Annotated in this window: 24 protein-coding genes and 1 pseudogene; 6 read left to right on the top strand and 19 right to left on the bottom strand. The window is 56.6% G+C overall.

The genetic code is table 11. The features are described from left to right. The first annotated feature begins 46 nt into the window (after window positions 1-46). The 4 genes from ACTG4M_RS08140 (at window position 47) to uvrC (ending at window position 4,943) form a co-directional block, all read left to right on the top strand. Window positions 47-844, top strand: a complete 798-nt coding sequence (locus ACTG4M_RS08140; RefSeq protein WP_439123150.1) for a S49 family peptidase — start codon at window positions 47-49, stop codon at window positions 842-844. A 170-nt stretch (window positions 845-1,014) separates the two neighbouring features. Next, window positions 1,015-1,968 carry a calcium/sodium antiporter gene (locus ACTG4M_RS08135; protein ID WP_439123149.1) on the top strand — a complete coding sequence of 318 codons (954 nt, stop codon included), beginning with the start codon at window positions 1,015-1,017 and terminating at the stop codon, window positions 1,966-1,968. A gap of 18 nt (window positions 1,969-1,986) precedes the next feature. Continuing rightward, window positions 1,987-2,766, top strand: coding sequence for an SDR family oxidoreductase (locus tag ACTG4M_RS08130; RefSeq protein WP_439123148.1), 780 nt, complete (start codon window positions 1,987-1,989; stop codon window positions 2,764-2,766). 311 nt (window positions 2,767-3,077) lie between these two features. Beyond that, window positions 3,078-4,943 carry an excinuclease ABC subunit UvrC gene (uvrC, locus tag ACTG4M_RS08125; protein WP_439123147.1) on the top strand — a complete coding sequence of 622 codons (1,866 nt, stop codon included), beginning with the start codon at window positions 3,078-3,080 and terminating at the stop codon, window positions 4,941-4,943. Between the two features lie 33 nt (window positions 4,944-4,976). Here uvrC and ACTG4M_RS08120 read toward each other — a convergent pair whose 3' ends face one another. From ACTG4M_RS08120 to trpS, 16 genes and pseudogenes are all read right to left on the bottom strand, one after another. Continuing rightward, window positions 4,977-5,390 (bottom strand): hypothetical protein, encoded by a 414-nt coding sequence (locus ACTG4M_RS08120; RefSeq protein ID WP_439123146.1) that lies wholly within the window; start codon window positions 5,388-5,390, stop codon window positions 4,977-4,979. A 69-nt stretch (window positions 5,391-5,459) separates the two neighbouring features. Next, entirely contained in the window at window positions 5,460-5,891 is a 432-nt protein-coding gene (locus ACTG4M_RS08115) for an acyl-CoA thioesterase (RefSeq protein ID WP_439123145.1), read from the bottom strand. Then, window positions 5,891-6,649: a TIGR02186 family protein gene (locus ACTG4M_RS08110; protein WP_439123144.1), complete on the bottom strand. Its 759-nt coding sequence runs from the start codon at window positions 6,647-6,649 to the stop codon at window positions 5,891-5,893. Before ACTG4M_RS08110 ends, ACTG4M_RS08115 begins: the two co-directional genes overlap by 1 nt. After that, window positions 6,649-7,563, bottom strand: coding sequence for a sulfite exporter TauE/SafE family protein (locus ACTG4M_RS08105; protein WP_439123143.1), 915 nt, complete (start codon window positions 7,561-7,563; stop codon window positions 6,649-6,651). Before ACTG4M_RS08105 ends, ACTG4M_RS08110 begins: the two co-directional genes overlap by 1 nt. A gap of 161 nt (window positions 7,564-7,724) precedes the next feature. Then, window positions 7,725-8,690 (bottom strand): ABC transporter permease, encoded by a 966-nt coding sequence (locus ACTG4M_RS08100; RefSeq protein ID WP_439123173.1) that lies wholly within the window; start codon window positions 8,688-8,690, stop codon window positions 7,725-7,727. Next, window positions 8,690-9,781: an ABC transporter permease gene (locus ACTG4M_RS08095; protein ID WP_439123142.1), complete on the bottom strand. Its 1,092-nt coding sequence runs from the start codon at window positions 9,779-9,781 to the stop codon at window positions 8,690-8,692. The genes ACTG4M_RS08100 and ACTG4M_RS08095 overlap by 1 nt, the downstream gene beginning before the upstream one ends. 421 nt (window positions 9,782-10,202) lie before the next feature. Further along, a pseudogene (locus tag ACTG4M_RS08090) lies at window positions 10,203-11,780 on the bottom strand (ABC transporter ATP-binding protein); the annotation flags it as partial. Between the two features lie 96 nt (window positions 11,781-11,876). After that, window positions 11,877-12,872, bottom strand: a complete 996-nt coding sequence (locus tag ACTG4M_RS08085; RefSeq protein ID WP_439123141.1) for a BMP family lipoprotein — start codon at window positions 12,870-12,872, stop codon at window positions 11,877-11,879. 120 nt (window positions 12,873-12,992) lie between these two features. Beyond that, window positions 12,993-13,436, bottom strand: a complete 444-nt coding sequence (locus ACTG4M_RS08080; RefSeq protein ID WP_439123140.1) for a GNAT family N-acetyltransferase — start codon at window positions 13,434-13,436, stop codon at window positions 12,993-12,995. After that, window positions 13,433-14,008 (bottom strand): tRNA (adenosine(37)-N6)-threonylcarbamoyltransferase complex dimerization subunit type 1 TsaB, encoded by a 576-nt coding sequence (gene tsaB / locus ACTG4M_RS08075; protein WP_439123139.1) that lies wholly within the window; start codon window positions 14,006-14,008, stop codon window positions 13,433-13,435. The genes ACTG4M_RS08080 and tsaB overlap by 4 nt, the downstream gene beginning before the upstream one ends. Further along, complete coding sequence (locus ACTG4M_RS08070) at window positions 13,998-14,561, bottom strand: NifU family protein (protein ID WP_439123138.1); 564 nt, start codon at window positions 14,559-14,561, stop codon at window positions 13,998-14,000. The genes tsaB and ACTG4M_RS08070 overlap by 11 nt, the downstream gene beginning before the upstream one ends. A gap of 100 nt (window positions 14,562-14,661) precedes the next feature. Further along, complete coding sequence (locus ACTG4M_RS08065) at window positions 14,662-15,192, bottom strand: hypothetical protein (protein ID WP_439123137.1); 531 nt, start codon at window positions 15,190-15,192, stop codon at window positions 14,662-14,664. A 66-nt stretch (window positions 15,193-15,258) separates the two neighbouring features. Continuing rightward, window positions 15,259-15,714: a universal stress protein gene (locus tag ACTG4M_RS08060; protein ID WP_439123136.1), complete on the bottom strand. Its 456-nt coding sequence runs from the start codon at window positions 15,712-15,714 to the stop codon at window positions 15,259-15,261. Window positions 15,715-15,780: 66 nt separating this feature from the next. Next, the gene (locus ACTG4M_RS08055) at window positions 15,781-16,245 is read right to left on the bottom strand and encodes a GNAT family N-acetyltransferase (RefSeq protein ID WP_439123135.1); all 465 of its coding nucleotides are present in this window, start codon (window positions 16,243-16,245) and stop codon (window positions 15,781-15,783) included. Beyond that, window positions 16,242-17,102: a branched-chain amino acid aminotransferase gene (locus ACTG4M_RS08050; RefSeq protein ID WP_439123134.1), complete on the bottom strand. Its 861-nt coding sequence runs from the start codon at window positions 17,100-17,102 to the stop codon at window positions 16,242-16,244. Before ACTG4M_RS08050 ends, ACTG4M_RS08055 begins: the two co-directional genes overlap by 4 nt. A 271-nt stretch (window positions 17,103-17,373) precedes the next feature. Next, window positions 17,374-18,417 carry a tryptophan--tRNA ligase gene (gene trpS / locus ACTG4M_RS08045; protein WP_439123133.1) on the bottom strand — a complete coding sequence of 348 codons (1,044 nt, stop codon included), beginning with the start codon at window positions 18,415-18,417 and terminating at the stop codon, window positions 17,374-17,376. Window positions 18,418-18,494: 77 nt separating this feature from the next. On the opposite strand from trpS, the gene ACTG4M_RS08040 reads away from it, so the two are divergent. Further along, on the top strand, window positions 18,495-19,184 hold the full coding sequence (locus tag ACTG4M_RS08040) for a rhomboid family intramembrane serine protease (RefSeq protein ID WP_439123132.1): 690 nt from the start codon (window positions 18,495-18,497) through the stop codon (window positions 19,182-19,184). Here ACTG4M_RS08040 and murJ read toward each other — a convergent pair. Beyond that, entirely contained in the window at window positions 19,181-20,725 is a 1,545-nt protein-coding gene (murJ, locus tag ACTG4M_RS08035) for a murein biosynthesis integral membrane protein MurJ (RefSeq protein WP_439123131.1), read from the bottom strand. The genes ACTG4M_RS08040 and murJ overlap by 4 nt on opposite strands. A gap of 424 nt (window positions 20,726-21,149) precedes the next feature. On the opposite strand from murJ, the gene ACTG4M_RS08030 reads away from it, so the two are divergent. Next, window positions 21,150-21,332, top strand: coding sequence for a hypothetical protein (locus tag ACTG4M_RS08030; RefSeq protein WP_439123130.1), 183 nt, complete (start codon window positions 21,150-21,152; stop codon window positions 21,330-21,332). Window positions 21,333-21,420: 88 nt separating this feature from the next. Here ACTG4M_RS08030 and ACTG4M_RS08025 read toward each other — a convergent pair whose 3' ends face one another. Further along, complete coding sequence (locus tag ACTG4M_RS08025; RefSeq protein WP_439123129.1) at window positions 21,421-23,310, bottom strand: DUF4214 domain-containing protein; 1,890 nt, start codon at window positions 23,308-23,310, stop codon at window positions 21,421-21,423. A gap of 29 nt (window positions 23,311-23,339) precedes the next feature. Then, the coding region (locus ACTG4M_RS08020) for an ACT domain-containing protein (RefSeq protein WP_439123128.1) at window positions 23,340-24,401 on the bottom strand (1,062 nt) is incomplete at its 5' end.

Raw genomic sequence — 24,401 nt, 5'->3', positions numbered from 1 at the left:
GTGCCATGCCTTGTATGCCCCCCAGCCGCATTCTACATGGGCCTGCATGAAGCGCTTTATCCCATTTATGAAATCCGACCCCACCGTCGCCGTAGTTCGGATGCAGGGTACGATTGCAGCAGGCTCGCGCGGCACACTCAGTGATGCCAGTTTGCGCCCCCTTCTTGAAAAGGCGTTCCGCAAAGGCAAACCGGCTGCGGTGGCGCTTGAAATCAATTCCCCCGGCGGCTCACCTGTTCAAAGCTCGTTGATTGGTGCGCGTATCCGGCGTTTGTCAGACGAAACCGAAGTGCCGGTCTACGCTTTTGTCGAAGATGTCGCCGCGTCAGGTGGCTACTGGATCGCAAGCGCTGCGGATGAAATCTATGCAGATCCGGCGTCCATACTCGGCTCCATCGGTGTGATCTCGGCAGGCTTTGGTGCGCATGTCTTTTTGCAGCGGCAAGGTATCGAGCGACGTGTCTATACCGCTGGAAAATCAAAATCTATGCTCGACCCGTTCCGTCCTGAAAACGAAGACGACGTGGCACGGTTGAACAAGTTGCTTGGGCAGTTGCACGACACCTTCATTGCTCAAATCAAAACAAGCCGCGGCGAAAAGCTTGCCGAAAACCCGGATCTTTTCACTGGCGAAATCTGGGTTGGTCAAAGTGCTGTTGATGTTGGTTTGGCCGATCAGGTCGGGCATCTGGTTCCAGCGATGAAGGACCGCTTTGGCGACAAGGTTAAATTCCGCCGCTACGAACAACGCCGCCCGTTCCTCAGCCGTTTCGGTGCGAAACTTACCAGCGACGCCCTCAGCGTCATCGAAGAGCGCGCGGAATTCGCGCGGTACGGTTTATAACGTGATCAGCAAGATCGTCCTACTGTTCCTGATCTTCATGGCCGTCCTTGCCATGTTCGGCAAACTTCGCTTTCCCGGCTCCAAGCGTTTGGCAAATGCCAAGTGCAAAAAATGTGGACGCTACCGCATCGGCAAGGGCCCTTGCCCATGTTCCGGAAAGGCGGGCTGATATGGTGATGATCTGGGGAGGCGTCATCGTTGGCTTGGTGATCTTGCTGCTGGCAGGCGACGCGCTGGTCAAAGGTGCGGTAAATCTTTCGTTGCGTGTTGGCATTCCCGCGTTGATTGTCAGCCTTACCGTTGTTGCGTTCGGCACGTCGGCGCCTGAATTGCTCATCTCGATCAAAGCGGCATTGGAAGATGTGCCGGGCATTGCGCTGGGCAACGTGGTTGGATCAAATACAGCAAACATCCTTTTGGTGCTGGGGATACCGGCATTGCTGGCTGTGATGCACACCAGCGAATGCAATACCCGAAAAAGCTATGTGATCATGCTTGCCGCTTCGGTGCTGTTTATCGGGCTGGCGTTTAGAGGGGTGTTTGACTGGATCTCCGGGATCATCCTGTTGGTTGTTCTTGCCATCATTCTCGGAGATTCGATGCGCGAGGCACTGGCCCATCGCCGTGCTGGGCAAGAAGCGCCAGAGGAAGAAGAACCTGAAGGCGCTGATCCAGACATGCCGTGGTGGAAGATCATGCTCTACCTTGCACTTGGCCTCGTTGGATTGCCGCTTGGTGCGGATCTGCTGGTCGACAGTTCGGTCGAGATCGCGACCATCTTTGGGGTCAGTGACACCGTGATCGGTCTGACGCTGGTCGCGCTTGGTACATCGCTTCCCGAACTCGCGACCACGGTCATGGCAGCGCTACGGCGTCAGGCAGATGTGGCGCTGGGCAATGTGATCGGGTCGAACATGTTCAACCTACTGGCCATCATTGGTGTGGCATCGTTGATTGCGCCCATTCCGGTCGACCCTGAATTCCTGCGGTTCGATCTGTGGGTCATGCTGGGATCATCGCTCTTGATCTTCCCGCTGGTGTTCTTGGCCAAAGACCTGACCCGCATCTGGGGTGTGGTCTTGTCAGCACTTTATCTGGGCTACATTGCGCTTGTCATCATGTAAGCGCGAGAGGCAACACCCATGAGCAAGGCATTGATCACAGGGGCGGGCAAACGTCTGGGACGCGCGATGGCGCTGTACCTTGCGGACCGTGGCTTTGACGTGGCAGTCCATTACGCCAGCTCTGGTGACGCCGCCGAGGAGGTTGCGGATTTGATCCGGACCAAGGGGCAAAACGCATGTACGGTGCAGGCCGACCTACTGAACGAAGATGAAACTCAAGCGCTGACCGATGCAGCCATTAAGAGTATTGGCGGGCCGTTGAGCGTGCTGATCAACAACGCGTCGGTTTTCGAGTATGACAACATCGACACCGCCACCCGCGACAGCTGGGACCGGCATCTTGAAAGCAATCTACGCGCGCCATTTGTCCTGACCCAACATTTCGCTGCGCAACTTCCTGAGCCAACTCTGGATGACATGAACGAACCTGTCGCGTCAGGATTGGTCGTCAACATGATTGACCAGCGTGTCCGCAAACTGACGCCTGAATTCATGAGCTACACGATCGCAAAGATGGGCCTTTGGGCACTCACTCAAACTGCTGCACAGGCACTCGCGCCCAAGTGTCGGGTCAACGCGATTGGTCCCGGCCCAACGCTCCGAGGCGGTCGTCAGAGCGAAGCGCATTTTGCGAAACAACGTGCCGCAACGGTTCTGCAACGAGGCGCGAACACATCAGACATCACAGGCGCGCTGGGGTATTTTCTCGACGCTCCGTCCATCACCGGGCAGCTTTTGTGTGCAGACGGCGGACAACATCTTGGATGGCAAACACCAGACGTGATTGGCGTTGAATGATGCCTATCAGGCGCAAGTTTTGCACCGATCAAGTTGACGTTACGAATTTGTTACGAAAGTGTTAATGTTATCAGTGCCTTGTTCCCTTTGGATAAAAATATACAATAAAAACAAATTGTTACAATGATGCCTAAAAAATAGGCAAGTCAGAGAATGTACCGGAATACAAAGGAAAAACCTTAACATCCAAAACTTTTCCGCAGAGTTATCCACAGAAACGGTGGATGTCTTAACGGTTGCATAGAAGGGGGCAATCAGGCAGCGAATCCCAGAGAATCGTAAACCCTGCGAAAGCGTCAAAACAGGCTGACATGGTCAAGGAAACTGACACTGACACTTTAACAGGCCATGCCTGTATTCAGAGCTATCTCAAGACGCTGGACAACAGTCCGGGCGTCTACCGGATGCTCGATGCACAGGCGCGGGTGCTGTATGTCGGCAAAGCGCGCAACCTGCGGGCACGTGTGTCGAACTATGCAAGGCCTTCAGGGCATTCGGGACGCATTGCGCGGATGATTTCGGAAACCGCGTCGATGATGTTCCTGACGACGCGCACTGAAACCGAAGCTTTGTTGCTTGAACAGAACCTGATCAAGCAGCTTAAGCCGCGATACAACGTGTTGTTGCGGGACGACAAATCCTTTCCGAACATTCACGTCACCAAACACGCTTATCCGATGATCCACAAACACCGTGGGGCAAAGAAAGACAAAGGCGCGTATTATGGACCGTTTGCCAGCGCGGGGGCAGTGAACCGGACGCTGAACCAGTTGCAAAAGGTGTTTCTGCTGCGCAATTGCACCGATGCGATGTTCGATAGCCGCACGCGGCCCTGTCTATTGTATCAGATCAAACGCTGTTCGGCGCCCTGTGTCGGCAAGATCTCGGAAGCGGATTATGCAGATACCGTGCGGGATGCTGAACGGTTTTTGTCTGGTAAATCGACGAATATCCAAGAAACGTTGGCCAAAGAAATGGCCAAGGCATCAGAAGATATGGAGTTTGAACGCGCGGCCGCCTTGCGCGACCGAATCCGCGCGTTGACGCAAGTGCAGACGGCGCAAGGCATTAACCCGCGCAGTGTGACCGAGGCGGACGTGATTGCGCTGCATCTTGAAAAGGGGCAGGCCTGTGTGCAGGTTTTCTTTATCCGGGCAAATCAAAACTGGGGCAATCGCGACTTCTATCCGCGCGTCGGGCCAGATGTAGAAGAGGCCGAAGTGCTTGAGGCTTTTATTGGCCAGTTCTACGACACCAAAGACCCCGCGCGGATGCTGTTGTTGTCCCACCCGATCGAGAACGAAGACCTGATGACGGACGCGCTATCGGACAAGCTGGGCCGCAAGGTCGAGATTGCTGTGCCGCTGCGTGGCGAAAAGTCAGAGCTGGTTGATGGCGCTTTGCGGAATGCACGAGAGTCGTTGGCACGGCGCATGGCCGAGTCTGCAACACAGACCAAACTGCTCAAAGGTTTGGCTGAAGCGTTTGATCTGGAAGCACCGCCCGACCGGATTGAAGTATACGACAACAGTCATATTCAGGGAACCAATGCCGTAGGTGCGATGATTGTGGCCGGACCGGATGGGTTCATGAAGAACCAGTACCGCAAGTTCAACATCAAAGGTGATGACCTTGTTCCTGGCGATGACTTTGGCATGATGAAAGAGGTGCTGACCCGCCGGTTCAAACGATTGCTCAAGGAAGATCCAGATCGCGACAAGGGGCTTTGGCCTGACCTGCTGTTGATCGATGGCGGTGCGGGCCAGGTGTCAGCGGTGCGCGAGATCATGAAAGAACACGGGGTCGAGGATGTGCCGATGGTGGGTGTCGCCAAAGGTGTAGACCGGGATGCGGGGAAGGAAGAATTCCATCGCTCGGGACAGCGGCCTTTTGCGCTGCGCCACAATGATCCGGTTTTGTATTTTGTTCAAAGGCTGCGTGATGAGGCGCATCGCTTTGCCATTGGCACACACAGGGCCAAGCGGGCCAAATCACAGATGGCGAACCCCTTGGACGAAATTGCAGGGGTGGGCGGCGCACGCAAACGGGCCCTTCTTGCGCATTTCGGGTCGGCTAAGGCGGTGAGTCGCGCAAACCTTGCTGATCTCAAGGCAGTTGATGGTGTGTCGGAGGCGTTGGCGGAACGCATCTACGCGTTCTTTCATGAAAAAGGCTGACGCCCGATTTGCCGACAGCCCTTTTGGGTCAGGTCACTGGATCGACAAGTCTACATTAAAGCTGCTGGTCTTGCCGCTGTCTTCGTCATTGCCCATGTGGTAAACGCGGATCGCATAAGTGCCGCTATCGGGCAGAGTGATGGTGGTCGAGTTGCCGTCCATTGAGGCGTTGTAGATCGCAACACCGTCGCTGCCGGGGGGCAGGATGTTGAAATAGACGGTTCCGTTGCCGGTGCTGTCGGTGACAGACAGTTCGACGAACATCTCTTGCCCGGCATTCGCACCAAGACGGTAATCGATGTAGTCTTGGCCGGTTATTTTACCGGAGACCATCGTGCCGAAATTGCCGGGAGCAAATTTCACGTCCGATGTCTCTTGCGCCATGGCGCCAGAGGCGAGCGCAAGGCCCAGAACGGTGGCAAGGGCGTGAGGTTTTGGGAAACGCATGAATGATTCTCCTGAACGGTTCAGGCCAAGGGTACGCGCGCTGACGTGCGCCTCAAAGTGGTATCTTGATCAAACACTCAAGCTTTGAAGACTATCGCGGATTGTGTCCGATAGCGGGGCAGGACGGCCCTCTGCATCGACATGGACCTGAGTAAAGAACCCTTCGGCACCCGCAATATCGCGGTCATTGGAAAAAAGCGCGATCTCGTAGCGGAACGAGGATGTCCCGATATGTGCAATGCGGATGCCCGCTGTCAGGATATCGGGAAACCCCAGTTCGGCGTGGTATCGACAACCGCTTTCGACAACGAGGAACTTAGTCGCGCCCGGGCCGCGAATTTCGATCTCCTGATCCATCTGCCATAGACTGACAGCGGTATCGAACAGCGCATAGTAGGTGGCGTTGTTGAGGTGGCCGTATTCGTCGTTGTCTTGCCAACGTGTCGGCAGGATACGAAAGGCGCGATAATCGGCGCGGGTTCCTGGTGGCGTGCGGGGCATCAGCCTGATCGCATCAGCCGGAACGCAGCAGAGGCGCCCCATCCGGCGGCAATGGCGATGGTCAAGGACAGCAGGCCGTAAAGCAGAGGTTGTTGCCGTGACAGGTTGAACAGCCACCGTTCCAGGCCAACTTTACGAACATCGATGCTGGTCTCGTATTTCGATACCACCTTGCCGCCACGGGTGAGAAAAATGCGGGTCGCGTATTCGCCTTCGGTCAGGTTGGCCGGCATCTGAATCGCGGTGTTGAACAAAGTGGATTCGCGTAGATCGACAGACCCTTCCTTGAGGGCGTAGAGGCCATTGTCGGTGCGGATGCGGATCAGCGCATCAATGAATTCCTGTGGCTTTTCCACTTGCGACCAAGCCCCTACCGATCTGATCGCACGCGGAATTGAGATCGTGTGCCGCAAGTCATCAGCCTCGTTCAGAACATCCTCCCAAGGCGCAGATGTGGCGATGGCATAAAAGCTGGGGGCGGCGGATACTGTCAGGGAATCGACGTTCACCCAGATACCCAGCTTTCGATCTTTGCGGCGGACCGTGATCGGCACTTGTGGACCTGAAATGGCCACGACCACCTGCAGTGGTTCGCTTTGGGGGATCGGCGCCTCACGTTTGATTGCGCCATACATGATGATCTCGGACCCATCAAAATTGGTCGAGATCGACACCTGATCCTGGCTTAGTCCAAGAACGACTTCCTCGGCCTGCAAAGGCACGGCCATAAGTGCAAGGACCAAAGGAAGCCAGCGCATCAGTGACCCCCTACTGCGCCAATTGAGAACAACTCGGACGGTTGAATCAAGAGGTCGAGGGCCAGCTTGCCGCAGACCGCCAAAACCATGATCGCCAGCAGAATACGCAACTGCTCGGCCTTGAGCTTGGCCCCGATCACGGTGCCAATTTGTGCGCCAATCACTCCGCCGACCAACAGCAGAACCGCCAAAACCATATCCACAGTGTAGTTCGTGGTCGCGTGCAGAAGCGTTGTGAAACCAGTCACGAATATAATCTGGAACAGCGATGTGCCGACGACAACCTTGGTGGGCATTCCCAAAAGATAAATCATTGCAGGCACCATCACGAAGCCACCACCGACCCCCATGATCGCAGCAAGAATTCCGACAAATACGCCAACGATGACGGGTGGGATGACCGAGATATATAGCCCAGATGTGCGGAACCGCATTTTGAAGGGCAGGCCATGTATCCAGTTGTGTTTCTTGCGGGTGGGCGCCTTGCCGGACTTGGTCTTGCGGACCGCACCAAGGCTTTCAACAAACATTAAGCCACCGATCACACCCAGAAACAGCACATAGCACAGCTTGACCAGCAAATCGACCTGACCAAGACCTTTCAGGTAGTTGAACAACCAGACGCCGAGGGCCGCACCGATCAAGCCTCCGATCAAAAGGACAGTACCCATCTTAAGATCAACTGTTTTTCGCCTGAGATGGGCCAGCACACCGGAAAACGAAGATGCGACGATCTGGTTTGCTTCGGTGGCCACAGCAACAGCTGGAGGAATGCCGATAAAGAACAGAAGTGGCGTCATCAGAAAGCCGCCACCAACACCGAACATGCCCGAGAGAATACCTACAATTCCGCCCAGGCCCAAAAGCAGGAAGGCGTTGACCGAAATCTCGGCAATGGGCAGGTAGATTTGCATGTTCGTCCATAAACCCATCTTTTGCCCCGTTTCAAGCGGTGCGGTGCCGCAGGCGCAAAAAGGACGAGCGAAAGAGGTAGATCTGGACTCATACGGGGCGCAGATGATGCGTTGATGCATCATCCGTTTCCATCAATGGACCCGCCGCCTTAGTCTAATGCTCAGCGTTCCTTGACGTAGGGCTCCCCACCCGCTCGTGGTGGGATCGCCTTGCCGACAAATCCGGCAAGGATCACTACGGTCAGGATGTAGGGCAGTGCGTCCATAAACTGTACCGGCACCACGAATGCGCCAAGGTCAATGTTTTGATACCGCAGCGCGACAGCTTGCAGCAGACCAAAGAGAAGGCATGCATAAAGCGCATACCACGGCCGCCACTTGGCAAAGATCAGCGCTGCGAGCGCGATAAACCCGCGACCTGCGGTCATGTCCTTGACGAAACCCGCCTGAAGTGCGGTCGCCAGATAAGCGCCGGCGACACCACACAGGATGCCGCAAATACCCACGGCCACATAGCGTAGGCCAACAACCGACACACCAGCTGTGTCAACGGCTTCGGGGGCTTCGCCAACCGCGCGTAGGCGCAGACCAAAGCGAGTGCGATAGAGCAGCCACCACGTCAGCGGCACCATTGCAAAAGCCACGTACACCAAGATCGAGTGGCCCGAGATCAATTCAGCGTAGATCGGACCGAGGATCGGGACACCCGAGAGTTCTTCTGCACCGGGCAGCACGATCGGCTCAAAACGGCCCGCGCCAATGAGTGAAGGCGTGCGTCCGCCTTGGCTGAACCAGTCCTGGGCGATGAGAACAGTCAGACCCGCTGCGAGAAAGTTGATCGCGACACCCGAAATCAGCTGATTGCCCCGGAATGTGATCGAGGCCAGACCGTGCAGGATTGACAGCGCCAGCGATGCGGCAATCCCCGCGCCAAGACCCATCCACACATCGCCAGTGATCGCAGCAATGGCAGCCGAAAAAAACGCGGCAGCGAGCATTTTGCCCTCCAGCCCGATGTCGAAGATGCCGGCACGTTCTGAAAACAGACCAGCCAAGCAGGCCAGCAGCAAAGGTGTTGCCAGTCGTACGGTGCTGTCGAGCACCTGAAGAAGCGTTGCAAAATCCATCATGCTTTCCTCCGCGATGCGAGGAAGAGTTTTTCAAGTGGCATCCGCACCATATTGTCGAGTGCTCCTGTGAACAGGATTACCAACGCCTGAATCACCACGATAAGTTCGCGCGGGATGTTGGTCCAAAGTGCAAGTTCAGCGCCGCCTTGGTACAGGAAGCCAAACAGAAGCGCGGCAAGTAAGACGCCTAGCGGATGTGATCGGCCCATGAGCGCTACCGCGATGCCGATGAAACCGGCGCCTTCGGTGGCGTTCATCACCAGGCGTTCCGCCTCGCCCATTGTGGTGTTCAACGCCATCATCCCTGCAAGACCGCCAGAGATGAGCATGGCGACCACGGTGATTTTAACGGGGCTGATACCCGCGTATTTGGCAGCGGATTCGCTTTGGCCAAAGGCGCGGATTTCGTAGCCAAGCTTGGTCCGCCAGATCAGGATCCAGACAGCAAGGCACATGAAGACTGCCAAAAAGAAGGTTACATTCGCGGGCGCACCACGGAACATGGGTTCGGCTGCGGTAGAGAACATATCTTGGAACGTGGGTAGTTTGACCGCTTCGGGGAAGCGGGCTGTCGCCGGGTCCATTGCGCCTTGGGGGCGCAGAATGTTGACGAGGACATAATTCAGAACAGCTGCGGCGATGAAGTTGAACATGATCGTGGTGATGACGATATGGCTGCCGCGTTTGGCTTGCAGATAGGCCGGGATCAGCGCCCACAGCGCGCCGAACAGCGCGGCGGACACTGTAGCCCCGACAAGGGCGACGTACCAATTGGGCCACGGGATATAGAGGCAGGCCAGTGCCACACCCAAGCCGCCGATCATCGCCTGACCTTCGCCGCCGATGTTGAACAGGCGCGCATGGAAGGCGACCGCAACAGCAAGGCCGGTGAAGATGAAGTTGGTCGCGTAATAAAGCGTGTAACCCCAGCCGGAAGACCGCATCAACGCACCATCGACCATCAGCTTGAACGCCGCCACCGGGTCTTCGCCGATACCGATAATCACCAGCGCCGACAGAATCGCGGCGAGGATGAGCGAGATCAGGGGGACAAGGACCGCATCGGCCCAGCCGGGCATCTTATCCATCTTTGTCGCCCTCCTCGGGGTCTTTTGCTGTGTCAGGTTTCTTGGGGACGGATGCCGCAGTCTGCGTAATTGTCGCGCTAAGGCTCCCGAGGCTGATCGAGTCGGTCACTGGTGGCTTTTCCACCTCGACGGGGGCAGTAGAAACTGTTTCGACAGTCTCGGGTATCGGCTTTGCCGTGTCCTCCGGTATCGGCTTTGCCGTGTCCTCCGGTGTCGACTCTGCCTGTGGCTCGGGTGCTTTTCCGGCAGTTTGATCTTCGGACTTCGAAGCTTCGTCAGCAGGCGCGTCAGTTGCAGGTGCTTCTGGCTCTGCTGTGTCTGCCGTGGGTTCGGCCTCTGCTTCTGCCGGTTCGGCCTCTACTTCTGTCTCTGCCGCTTCCTGCAATTCTTCCTCGGACATCGCCATTGGTGAATCTGGCATATGGACGTGGGCTGTGTCGGTGATCCCGGCCATGAGCAGGCCAAGCTCTTTTTCGTTGGTCTCAGAAGGCAAACGTTCGCCCATGATCTGGCCGTCGAACATTACGGCGATGCGGTCAGACAGCGAGAAAATTTCATCAAGTTCAACCGACACCAAAAGGATTGCCTTACCTTCGTCGCGCAGGCGGATGATCTGTTGATGAATAAATTCAATAGCGCCAATATCCACGCCACGGGTCGGCTGCCCGACCAGCAGGATATCCGGATTTCGTTCGATTTCGCGTGCTAGGACGATCTTTTGCTGGTTGCCGCCAGAAAAGTTGCGCGCTGCAAGTTTGGGGTTTGGAGGGCGAACGTCAAAGCGATCCATCTTTGCGGCCGCCTCGGCCTTGATCGCGACGTTGTCCATCAGCAGGCCGCTTTGGTTTTTCTGATCGCGGTGGTAGCCAAATACGGTATTTTCCCATGCGCTGAATGGCATTATCAGGCCTTCGCGATGGCGATCTTCGGGAACATGCGCGATACCGCGGGCGCGGCGCGATTGCCCGTCGGAATGACCACCGGTGAGGTCGATCTGTTGGCCATTGACGCGGACAATACCGGTCGCGTCGGCGTATCCACCCAAAACTTCAAGCAGCTCTGACTGGCCGTTGCCAGCAACCCCAGCGATGCCTAGGATTTCGCCTGCGCGCACCTCTAGTGATATGCCTTTGAGACGTTCGACACCCTTGTCATCGGTCAGGCGCAGGTTTTCGACTTCGAGCACCGGTTTGCCGGGCTGTGCCTCTTGCTTGTCGACCTGCAACAGAACTTTGCGGCCCACCATCATCTCGGCCAGTCGTTCCGGACTGGTTTCAGAGGTTTTGACGGTCGCGGTCATCTCGCCACGGCGCATCACCGAAACAGTGTCGGTCGCATCCATGATCTCGCGCAGTTTATGGGTGATCAGAATGATCGTTTTGCCCTCTTTGCGCAGGTTATCGAGGATGCGGAACAAATGGTCGGCTTCTGCCGGAGTCAAAACGCCGGTGGGCTCGTCCAAAATCAGAATGTCTGCTTGCCGATACAGCGCTTTGAGGATCTCGACTCGTTGCTGGTGACCAACGGACAGATTTTCAATCGTCGCGTCTGGATCAACGTTGAGTTCATATTCTTCGGCCAATTGCTTCAAGACGCCGCGCGCTTTGTTTAGCGAGGGGCGGAGCAGGGGGCCATCCTCGGCACCGAGGATCACGTTTTCAAGGACTGTGAAATTCTGCACCAGCTTGAAGTGCTGGAAGACCATTCCGATGCCCGCCTTGATCGCGGCCTGGCTGTCAGGGATCTGGGTTTCTTTCCCGTTAATGAAAATCGAACCGCTATCGGCTTTGTAAAACCCATACAGGATAGACATCAGCGTCGATTTGCCAGCGCCGTTTTCCCCGATAATCCCATGTATTGTGCCGGGTTTGACGCTGATCGAAATGTTCTTGTTGGCCTGAACCGGGCCGAACGCCTTGGAAATGCCTTTCAGCTCGATCGCTGGCGGAACTTGGGCAATGGTTGGATCAAAATCGGTGTCGGCAACAGCGGTGGTCATGAACTATCCCTGCAACAATCTTCGGGTCTTGCGCCCGATACGTGGCGGAGCGGCCGAGATCGGCCGCTCCGTTTGGTAACATACAAGCGTGTTGTATCAGAAGCTGATTGCTGGGCAGCTGTCGTCAGCCATGTAGTCGTGTACCATAAGCTCACCGCTGGCAATTTTCGCCGAGGCGTCATCGACGGCGGCTTTCATGTCGGCGCTGACCAGCTCTGCGTTGTGTTCGTCAAGAGCATAGCCGATGCCGCCATTGGCGATACCCATCACGTTGATGCCGGTTTCCAGATCGGTTCCTGCTGTCATCGCGTCGTAGACCGCGTTGTCCACGCGCTTCATCATGGATGTGAGAACCTGACCGGGGTGCAGATAGTTCTGGTTGCTGTCCACACCGATGGACAGAATGCCCTCGTCAGCCGCAGTTTGCAGAACACCAACACCGGTGCCGCCCGCTGCCGCGTAGACCACGTCTGCGCCTTGGCTGATCTGAGCCTTGGTCAGTTCGGACCCTTTCACTGGATCGTTCCATGCTGCCGGTGTTGTGCCGGTCATGTTGGCGACCACGGTCGCGTCCGGGTTCACGGCTTTGACACCTTGCGCATAGCCACAGGCAAACTTGCGGATCAGTGGGATATCCATGCCACCGATAAAGCCGACGGTGTCGCTTTCGGATGCCATCGCGGCCATCATGCCGACAAGGTAGCTGCCTTCATGTTCGTTGAACACGACTGAACGGACGTTGGGCTGATCGACAACCATGTCGATGATGGCGAACTTGGTGTCAGGATAGTCGGGGGCGACTTCGGACAACACGTTGCCAAAGGCGAAACCGGTCATCACGATCGGGTTGTTGCCGTTCTCGGCAAAGCGACGCAGGGCCTGTTCGCGCTGTGCTTCGGACTGAAGCTCGATCTCGCGGAACGACTCGCCGGTTTCCTCGGCCCAGCGCTGCGCGCCGCTAAAGGCAGCTTCGTTGAAGGATTTGTCGAACTTGCCACCCAGATCAAAGATCAGGGCGGGTTCGGCCACAGCCGCGCCAGCGGTGAGCGCCAAAGCAGCGGCGGCACCGTAAAGTTTCGTCATGAGGGTCATTTGCAGCTCCCAGGTGTTGGACTGCGACGGCTTGATTGCGTCGCTTTGATAGATCGGTTGATCAGATGCAATTAAGGCCGCAGGCATGCCAAAGGGTCAACCGCTTTTTGCGGACACGCCCTATGACGTTGGCGCAGGACCGTCTTGACCTTGCGCAATGGCCAGCGAAAGCAGCAATGCATCGTCTTTTGTACCGTCCCGCAAGGTGTAATAGCTTAGCCTGGTGCCAATCAAGGCGAATCCCTTGGTGGCGTAGAACGCGCGCGCGGATCGATTTGCGTGAGCGACCTCGAGCAAGATGCGGGTCGCGCCTTTGGAACGGGCCAATTCGATCAGTTCGTTCAGGAGCGATGACGCCACCCCTTGCCGTTGCGCGTCAGGGTCTGTCGCCAGTGCAAGGATCTCGCATTCATCTTTAATCAGCTGCGCGATCAGCCCGCCTTTGGGCCGGGCCAACATGAGCGCGTATGGCGCCGCCAGCGTGTTGGCAATCTCCTGTGCCGACCACGGACGCATCTGCGCATAAGCGCGGTCCATGATTTCGGCGAACGCCTCCGGTGTCACGTCAGGATCACCGGGGCCGCATCGCGCGCCGGGGCTGCATCGGCAGGTTTGATGTAGAGTGGTTTTGGTCGTTCAGCGATGGTGATATCGGCTCGTGCGGCGACCTCAGCGATGGCGCTGATCAAGGTGTCGCCGTCGGGTGCGAATATTGCACCGGGTGCGTTTTCTGCTGCGATAAGGGCAGGCTGACTGCCGGGGCGTTGGGCATAGATCATATCGCGCGGTGCGGCGACTGCTGCGGTGGCATCGGAGTTGATCTGGTGGATCGCGTCGAGGGTCGACACGCCGATCGCAGGTATTCCTAATCCAAGAGCCAATCCTCTGGCTGTTGAAACGGAAATCCGGATACCCGTGAAGTTACCCGGTCCGACACCGACGCCAAGCCGGGTCAGGTCGGCCCATGATTTGCCATGCTCGGCGAGGAACGACTCAAGCATCAGCATGAGATGTTCCGCCTGTCCACGCGCCATTTCATCCACATGGGTGCCGATCACGCGGGTGCCGCAAAACAAAGCGGCTGCGCAATGCGCAGCCGATGTATCGAACGCCAGTAATGTGGTGTCAGACGGCAACCGGGCGCACCTCGGTCACTTCGGGGATGTAGTGGCGCAGCAGGTTCTCGATTCCCATCTTAAGTGTCAGGGTCGAAGATGGGCAGCCTGCGCAGGCACCCTGCATGTGCAGATAGACCACACCGCGGTCAAATCCGTGAAAGGTTATATCGCCACCGTCTTGGGCCACGGCGGGGCGCACACGGCTGTCCAGAAGTTCTTTGATCTGTCCCACGATCTCGCCGTCTTCGCCAGAATGCTCTGCATGGCCAGAGGGCGCTTGTGCGTCGCCCGCCATCACAGGATCGCCGGACTGGAAGTGCTCCATGATTGCACCAAGAAGCGCGGGTTTCAGGTGATCCCAATCGGTGTCGTCGTCTTTGGTTACTGTGACGAAGTCATGCCCGAAGAACACACCTTTGACCCCGGACACTGCGAAAATGCGTGACGCCAAAGGCGATACGGACGCGCCTTCTGCAGTTGGGAAATCGGCTGTTCCCATATCCAGCACGGTTTGACCGGGCAGGAACTTCAAAGTTGCGGGGTTCGGCGTGGATTCGGTTTGGATGAACATGGCGTCGCCTCCTGATGGGTAGGACTTATATGCGGTGCCATCGGCGATGCGTCAAGGTTTAGAACAGTTCTAAAATTCCATGCAGACGCTGCAAAATGGTTCATCGAATGGGAAGCAGTTTCGCCTCGAATGTGCCTGATACGGGCATCGGTGCAGACAGGTCAATCGTTTGCCCGAAATCAAGGCTCTGGCCCAGCGTCCCCGAGAACGTACTGCCAACCTGCAAAAAGGCACCGTCCAAGTTCCTATCGGTGACCACAACAATCAAGCCACCACTATCATTACGCCCGTACCAGCGTTCAAATCCGGCATCGCCAGTGCGACGCAACAGCGACATTTCCGGAGTTTGCGCACTGTTTCGGAATAGGTCGAACGCCAACCTCAAAGATTGGAAACTGTGCCACGTCTGGAGGTCACTTGGTCGGGTCAGGATGGTGACCTTGGCAAACCCACCGGTTCCTGTCCAATCACTATGGCCGGCACTCAGCGGGAGATTGTATTGTTCGTCCACCAACGTAATGGAAATGAACCCTGCCTCATTTGCAGGAGCCATGTTCGCAGCCAGCAGGGTGGTGGCGATACTCAAAATGCGAAGCGTGCGCAGAACGGGCTTGCGACTAAGGCTGATCATGGCAACATCCTTTCAACTGCATCCGGCATCGCTCGTTTGAGTGTCACCAAGACGCGAAAGAACGTGTCAGGTGATCGCTTCAAGCCGTTCTTTGGACAATTCACCCGGCACAATGGTGATCGGGATCGGCAGACTGCCTGCGTTCTTGGTTAGCTGTGTAACCAAGGGGCCCGGGCCTTTTTTGCCGGTGTTGGCGCCCAAGACCAGAACGCCGATATCTGGATCATCCTGAACCTGCGCAATGATTTCGGCCACGGCCTCGCCTTCGCGGATGACCAGTTCGGGATCGACACCCTGCTTGTCGCGCATCCATTTTGCAAAGACTTCGAAATGGGCGTGAATCCGTTCCCGCGCCTCTTCGCGCATGACTTCTCCGACACCGATCCAATGGTTGAATTCATCCGCCGGGATGATCGAAAGAATCTCGACTCCACCGCCGGTATTGGCCGCTCGCATCGCCGCAAAGCGCATTGCGTTCAGGCATTCGCGACTGTCATCCAGCACCACAAGGAATTTACGCATAGGTGTTCTCCCGCGGGGGATCATGACGCAGGAACCGGACCCGTGCAACAGAAGTTCGGCCTGCGATCATGACGGGTGTGTCGGAATGCTGAGCAGCGGCAACATGCGACCCGGGATGGCTTCTGATGGGGCAAGGCCGATCCGGATTGCGCCATGTCGCGCATAAAACGCCTCGGCAGCAGGATCGGATTCCACTTTGAGATCCGCATGACCGGCAGCATGAGCGAGCGCTTTGGCCCATGTCACCAATGCAGAGCCAACGCCTTTTCCCATGTGATCCGGACAAACGAATAGCTTGGAAAGGTCGGCGCCATATTTATGCAACGTAACCTGCGTGATGCCTGCATATTTTGGCCCAACCCGGATGATGGCGAATGGATGTTTGAGGTCCTTTTTGGTGATGCGCAGAACATCAGCACAGGCTGCCATGAAGGCATTGTCATAACCCCAATGCGCTTTGGATCGCATGCAAAGATCGCCTAGCGCCTTTAAGGTGGGCGCATCGGCCTCTGACAAGACCTCTGGCGTCATCCAGAATGCGCCCAGTCCCAATACATCTCGCGAACGCGGCGGGTGACCGGGCCGACTTGGTAGGATGTATCCTCGAAACCGACCACGGGTGTGACCTTGTTCATGTTGCCGGACAAAAACACCTCGTCCGCTGCTTCGAAATCGGCGAAACTCAGAACTGCTTCGTGCACTTTAGTGCCATCGGCGGCCAGATTTGTCATATGGCGAGATCGGGTGATCCCGGCCAGGAAGGTGCCATTGGCTATGGGGGTAAAGACCTCTCCATCCTTGACCATGAACACATTGGCGGTCGCGCTTTCAGCGACATTGCCCATCGCGTCCGTGACCAACGCGTTCTGGAATCCGCGCGACCGCACCTCGGCAAGCATCCGTGCGTTGTTGGGATAAAGGCAACCGGCCTTTGCATTTACGACGGCGCTTTCCAACACTGGGCGGCGGAACTGGGTTTTACCCAGCGACACGCTTGCAGTCTCTGGGGCCATAGGGATTTCTTCGAGGCAGATCGCAAACCCGGTCTTGTTCGGAGAGGGCATGATGGCAGTCGCATCGCCGTCTATGCCCCAGTACATTGGACGGATATAGACTGCTGTATCCTTGGAGTACGCCCGAAGCCCGTCCCAAACGATATCGACCATGTCTTCGGCGCTAACTGTGGGCGTCACCATAAGCGCCTCGGCAGAGCGGTTCACACGCTGGCAATGGGCCAGCAGGTCAGGGACAACCCCATTCACATAGCGGGCGCCATCGAACACGCCGCTTCCGAGCCATGCGCCGTGATCGGCGGCATTCATCACCGCCACATCGCCATTGTGCCAGGTGCCGTTGAAATACGTGTGGATATTCTTGCCGGTTGCCATCGCGACCTCCTTCGATTTGCAGGCACGTTATGTGCGAGGCACAGGAAGGTCCAGAGTTGGCCGTTGGAAGGTGCCTCTAAGCACCTTTTGGGAGTATCTTCGAAAATGCTTGTGCCATTATTTCAAAATCGCGGGGTCAGACCATTCAGATCGGGATTTCGCATTTCTGATCGTTCATGCGGTCAACCCAGTCCCATCAAAGCAAGCCGGTCTTATGCGCCGGTGCCTGAAAGGTTCACCGGCGCATAAGGGCAGGTCAAGCGTGTCTGGGCTATGATACCATCCCGACAATCTCGTAGGTTTGCTTGAGGATAGGTGCCGCGATGGTGCGGGCCCGGTCAGCACCTTTGCGCAGGATTGCATCAATCTCTTCCGGGTGCTGCATCAGACGCGCCATCTCGCCCGAGATCGGGGCGAGTTTTTCTACCGCCAGTTCGGACAGCATCGGTTTGAATTCCGAGAACGGCTTCCCACCAACATCACGCAGAACATCATCGACCGATGCTTCTGCAAGAGCGGCATAGATGTTGACGAGGTTGCGTGCCTCGGGCCGGTCTTCCAGACCTTTAACCTCTGAGGGCAAAGCATCGGGGTCGGTTTTGGCCTTGCGAATCTTCTGTGCAATGGCGTCGACATCGTCGGTCATGTTGATCCGGCTGGCATCTGAAGGATCGCTTTTCGACATCTTCTTTGACCCGTCGCGTAGCGACATGACTCGCGTGGCTGCGCCTTCGATCACTGGTTCGGTAATCGGGAAAAAGTCGGTCTTGAAGTCATTGTTGAACTTGATCGCGATGTCGCGTGTCAGTTCAAGATGTTGTTTCTGGTCTTCGCCCACCGGCACATGGGTGGCGTGGTAGATCAGGATGTCCGCAGCCATCAGCGCCGGATAGGCGAACAGCCCCAATGAGGCGTTCTGCTGGTTCTTGCCCGCCTTGTCCTTCCACTGGGTCATGCGCTGCATCCAGCCCATGCGCGCGACACAGTTGAAAATCCATGCCAGTTGCGCATGTTCGGGCACTTGGCTCTGGTTAAAAAGCACCGATTGATCAGGGTCGATCCCTGCGGCGATAAACCCGGCGGCCAGTTCGCGCGTCTGGCGGCGCAGCGCCTCAGGATCTTGCCAAACGGTGATCGCGTGCAGATCCACCATGCAGTAGATGGTTTCAAAGCCTTGGCCCTGCATTTCAACGAAACGCTTCATGGCGCCAAGGTAATTGCCCAGTGTAAGGCCCCCTGACGGCTGTATTCCCGAAAAAACCCGGGGCGTGAACGTGCGAGAGGTTTGGACCCCCTCGGAAGGTGCCGCAGTCATGGCAAAACTCCATCTGGCAAATGTGGTTCAGGTGCCTTACCCATGACCCCAAGTGCCGTCAAGCAAGGGCCGAAGCCGTGACCCATCCCCATAACGAATCCCCGCTGAACCCTTTGCCGCCCGTGGTAATCGCCCTTTTTATTGTGATCGTCGGGATCGAGGTGGTTTTCACACTTGGCGCACGCGGCCTTGTTGGCGGACCAGAGGCTGTCGGTTGGCGGCTTGGCACGCTGGAACGCTTTGCTTTTTCGTCCGAAATTTTCGCATGGATGCGCGACAGCGGGCGTTGGCCGCTCGAACATGTCATCCGCTTCGTGTCTTATCCGTTTGTCCATGCCAGCTTTACCCATGCGCTGTTTGCTGGGGTGATGCTGCTTGCCTTGGGCAAGATGGTGGGCGAGGCGATGGGCAGCTTTGCCGTGGTCGCCCTCTTTTTTGTCTCAGCCGCGGGAGGCGCCTTGGTCTATGCGCTTGCCATTGGTAACCCGACACCACTGATTGGCGCCTTTCCGGCGGTTTACGGTTTGATCGGTGGTTTTACTTACATGCTCTGGCTGCGGCTTGGGCAACTGGGCGAAAACCAGATCCGCGCGTTTACGCTGATTGGGTTTCTGTTGGCGATCCAGCTTATTTTCGGGCTGCTTTTCGGGGCGAACGCAGAATGGGTGGCTGACCTTGCAGGTTTTGCCATAGGGTTCGGCCTATCCACTGTTCTGGAGCCTGGAGGTTGGACAAAACTGGTCGACCGTTTGCGGCAGCGCAATTAAGCGCGTCTGCGAAATGCGTTGCGTAATTCCCTAAGTGAGAACGCGCCAATCAACTGGCCAATGATCGCATAGCTGACCATGCCAAACGCAATCAGCGCGGCCAGAGCGATGAAACGCACTCCGGCGATGGCAAAGAAAGGGCCTAATACAATCGTGCTCGCCCAAAGCACGCCGCCCATCGCGGCAGAGGCCAGACACACGCGCCAGATACGTCTCCGAAACTGTGCGTCGAACCGGGCCACATCCCCCATCTTGCGCCCACCTTTTGCAAGCAAAAACACCATGACCCAACCGGCCAAAGTGGTCGCAATAGCGGGGGCAATCCAGCCAATTACAGGGGCCAGACCAATGGCCACTGCTGCATTGATCACCATCGCCCAAACAGCATAGCGGAAGGGCGATTTCGTATCCTCGCGGGCAAAGAAAAGCGGTTGTAAAACCTTCTGCAAAACAAAGGCAGGGAGGCCTAACCCATATACCGCGACCGCGACTGCAATCGCTGCTGAATCGTCGGCCCCGGTTGCCCCGCGTTCAAAAAGTACACTGACCAAGGGTAATGGGATCAACACCAGTGCGACGGCGGCGGGAATGGTCAAAGCCAGCGACAATTCCCCGGCCCGTGAAAACGCGTGTTTGGCACCGGCGTCGTCTTGCGCGGTCAGGCGACGGGACAGGTCAGGCAACAGAACGATCCCGACAGCGATCCCCACCACGCCAAGCGGCAATTGGTACAGGCGGTCGGCGGCGTAAAGCCAGCCAACGGCTTTCTCGAAATGCGACGCAACCTGTTGGCCCACAAGCAGATTGATCTGCATGACACCGCCTGCCAAAGCAGCTGGAATGGCAACAACAACAAGGCGCTTCATCTCGGGCGTCCAGCGGGGCCTGGATGGACGCAATTGCAGGCCCGCACGTTCTGTGGCGACCCAGACCAAGGCAAGCTGGGCGATCCCCGCAAGGGGTATCGTCCAGATCAGCCATATGATTGCCTCACCACCAATATAGGCGGCCCAAGCCATTGAGATGCAAACAAATATATTTAGAAACACAGGCGCGGCAGCGGCGGCGGCAAAGCGGCCTGTCGCGTTGAGTACACCTGAAAATAGTGCCGTGAGGGATATCAGAAGGATGTATGGGAACACGATGCGACCGAAGTCTACCGTTAGGTCAAAGCGTGCGTCGCCAACGAACCCTCCGGCTGTGAGCCAAACCAAGCCGGGCATGAACACCATCGCGACCGCGCTGAGGATCAGCAGGATGAACGCCAAGCCGGACAAAGCCTGATTGGCAAAGGTCACGGCGTTGTCATTCGCTTCTAACCGCTTGGAAAACATCGGAACAAAGGACGCGTTGAACGCGCCTTCGGCGAAGAAGCGGCGAAACATATTGGGCAGGCGGAAGGCCGCAACGAACGCGTCCATAACGGGACCGGGGCCTATGAGGGCCAGGATCATGACTTCGCGCAGGACACCCAGTATCCGGCTCATCAGGGTCCAGAATCCAACGGTGAGAACACCGGAGATGAGGCGGATCGGTTTCATACAGCTCCTTGCGCGTAAAACGTGGCGTAGAGCAGAAATCGCCCGGCGAAAAGTGCCAGTTGTACGGTTCGGGCGCATGTAGCGTACGTTTCAAGGCCCGTCTCGCTGCTTTTTCCGGGGGTTTTGCGCGGGATCTGGCAGCTGACATGTGCAGTCGTACAGATCATGGGCTTGAACCGCACGGTTCATCCGTACGGTTTCCCGAATTTGTGGATACGGTTGGCAACGCGCCCTGCGCTCATGATTTGTCAACGCTTTCGCGTCAGCGTGGTCGTGTCCGCAAAACTGGAATTCGCACGTGTACACCTACAATCTCTCACCGATCGAAGACATTAACACGGATTGGCTTCGCAAACATCTGAGGCAAGTGCTGGAGGAGGTTAACCACGGTTCGCGCTATGCCATTTTGCGGCGGGGTCGGCCTATGGCGGGGCTTGTTCCGATCACGGAAGCACGTGCGTTGTTCGAAGCGACGCGGGCTGACCGAAAGTATCGCGATATCCAAATGGACATGCATCGACGCGACGAGGATCACCTTCGACAAGCAGTTGCTGATGTTGGTCAGGCTGAACGAGGTTTCTGTCGTGAGCGCGATGAAAGGTTTTGACTCCATCGACATTTTTTGGGGGATCGCCGCTGCTTGGTAAGTGGCGATCCGGTTAATCTACGGCGCAATTTGCTGCTTCGTGAGATGTTTAGGCGACGTCGGCAAATGGGGCGTCGATTACACCAACGACCGGCAACAACAATTCCGTGTTGCTTGCTTGGGCATCCAGAAATGCTGTGTCGGACAAATCCCTAGCCGAGGTCAGGCTGCCGGCAGTGCCATCAAATGCATCCATAACGGCATTGGCAGCGGTCAGATTGCTCTGGCCCTGAATGACCGCGAAATAAAGCCCAAGATCGGTCTTGGATTCAATATAGGCGACATCATCGGGCGATCCGGTCGCGGCGCGCGCGCCAGCCAGGAAATCAAGGATGAACCCGCTCTCGGTCGTGCCGCCAGACGCAAGCTGACCTGTCCAAAAATTGAGTCCATCTTGATCAGGGTTCCGGCCAAAGACGTTCTGGTAGACCGACGTGACGAAATCCCCGTCGCTGACACCGGAATACAGCGCCACTGTTTCCGGCTGAGTGAAGAACAGATCGGCGATTTCCTGAAACGTGAAGCCATTCTTTTGAAACGCAGTGGCCCAGAAGGACAGGCCCAACGCATCGGCGGCCCGATCAAAATACGCGATGTAAAGTTCGGTCAGAGTCGTCAGATCGGCAGCAGAGATGAGGCCAATCCCGTCGTGCTTGTCGAGTTCGAAAACAGTTCCGCCTGAGGTCTGTATGTCCTCGACTGAAAGCACCAGCATGCTGTTTTCGGGATCGGTTCTGTCACTCAGCAGGCTAAGGCCGCCGTCAAATCTGATGGTCAGGTTGCCTTCGTCGATGTCGTCAAAGCGCACAAGGTCGGTTCCGTTGCCGCCATTGACGCTGTCCTGACCGTCATTGGATGCAATGAAAACGTCGTCACCTTCATAAAACTGGAGGAGCTGATCGCCTGGACCGTCCAAGACACGATCACCATTTGGCGTGCCCCAGATGATGGTTCGGTCCGGTGTGCCGGTTATTGTGAACGACTCGGTAAACCCGAACCCGTCATCAGCGATTGTGCCCGCCGCCAGGTCAAGTTCCAGACCAGACGTGGCTGCACTATAGTCAAAATCGAGGACGACAACACCGCCGTCCGTGGTAATGTCATAGATGTCGGAGCCAAGATTTCCGGACACAGCGACCACCTGTTCGCTGTCGAGTTCAACCTCGAACGTGTCGCCAGTGCGCGACCCCTCGAGGCCGAGAAAGAACTCCAGTGCATCGGACGTGTTGATCAACGTGTCGGTAAAGCCGGGTCCATTGATCGAGCCGGTATTGGCAAGCCCGTCAATCTCGAAATCGATCGGGGCTTCGATACTGTCGTAGTAAAGCCAGAACCCGGCGGCCGTTCCATCTATTGGCGTGTCGAAGGTGATTTGGTCATTTCCTTCCGTCGCAACAACATAATCGCCATTCTCAAAATTCCCGCCGGTCGAGATCGTGTCATTGCCGGAAGACCCTTCGATGGTATCGTCGAAAGGCGATCCGATGAAGTTGATGGGCTGCGTGAGAAGTGGCAGGATCGAGGTCCAACCATTTTCCAGATCAAAACCAGTTCTGCCACCACTTGCGTCAAGGGTGATGGGACCAGAACTGTTGAAGAGCGAAGCGATCCCAGTGAAATCTGACGCAAAGCCAATGTCGAAGAGCGCGACCTGGAGCGCGTTGGCTTGCCAGTTGATATCGGTGATCGTCGCTTGCCGTATGCCAAGTCCATCGAACTCTGCCGATGTGATCACGCCAGATGTGATGAGGCCCGACGGGGACACGGCAAAACCGGTGCCGTTCAGCGTAACGCTTACGTTCGCATCGGTGTAAAATGTTTGGGTCAGGATGATTTCGGTGGGCGAAACCGAACTGATTTCAATTGAAAGGTTTCCGTCTGGATCCAGAAAGGATTGTTCCAGGAAATAGGGGTTCGCTCCGGTAAAGGTAATTTGCATCTTGGCCTCCTAAAAATCGTACTCGTCAATTATTCCTTAGCCCGCGCCGCCCCTTCGGTAATGGCACTGCGCAGTTTGGTTTCGAGAGCTTTTTGCTTGCTTTCGGAATGGAATTTCAAGCCGAACATGTCTTTGACATAGAAGGTATCGACCACCTGTTCGCCGTAGGTCGCGATGACCGCTGAGGCGATGTAAACATTGGTGTTGGCCAAGGTTCGGGTCAGATCGAACAAAAGGCCGGGGCGGTCGCGGGTGTCGACTTCGATGATGGTATAGATTTCCGACCCTTCGTTGTCGAAGGTGATCGAGGTGGGTACGTTGAACGCTCGTTCGCGTTTCTTGATCTTGTCGCGTGGTTTCATTGCGTCACGTGGGACAACATCGCCGCGCAGCGTTTTCGAGATCATTTCGCGCAGGCGCGGAATGCGGACGTCTTCGTAAGGCGAGCCGTCGCCATCCTGAATCCAGAATGCCGCGGTGGCAAAGCCATCCTTGGAGGTGAACGTGCGCGCATCGACGACGTTCGCGCCGACCAATGCCAGCGCACCGGCCAGCCTCGAAAAAATGCCGGGATGGTCGGACAGGGCAAAACACACCCGGGTCGCATCGCGGTCTTCATCCGGGTGGATGTCGATGCGAATTTCATTGTCGCCAATATCACGCAGGAGTTCGGCAAAGACCTTGTGAGCGGTGATGTGCAAACCCTGCCAATACGGCGGATAATGACGGCCGGTTTCGATCCGCAGATCTTTTGCATCCCAATCAGTGAGTTCGGCACGCAGCGCTTTTTTGGCCTCGGCCCCGCGGTTTTCGCGGTTGAGAGCCTCCATCCCGTCCTCAAGCGCGCGACGGGTCTGGCGATAGAGTGCGCGGATCAGCGCGGCTTTCCAGTTGTTCCATGTGCCCGGACCCACGCCGCGAATGTCGCAGACTGTGAGGACACACAGCAGGTCAAGCCGTTCGCGGGTTTGTACGGCTTTGGCGAAATCGCGAACGGTGCGCGGATCAGCGATGTCGCGTTTCTGCGCCATGTCTGACATCAAAAGGTGATAGCGCACCAGCCATTCGACCGTGGCGCATTCCTGTTTGTT

It is taken from the genome of Marivita sp., assembly GCF_965656765.1.
GTDB lineage: Bacteria > Pseudomonadota > Alphaproteobacteria > Rhodobacterales > Rhodobacteraceae > Marivita.
Note: the sequence above shows the minus strand (reverse complement) of the source record. Positions and strands in the feature narration are given on the sequence as shown.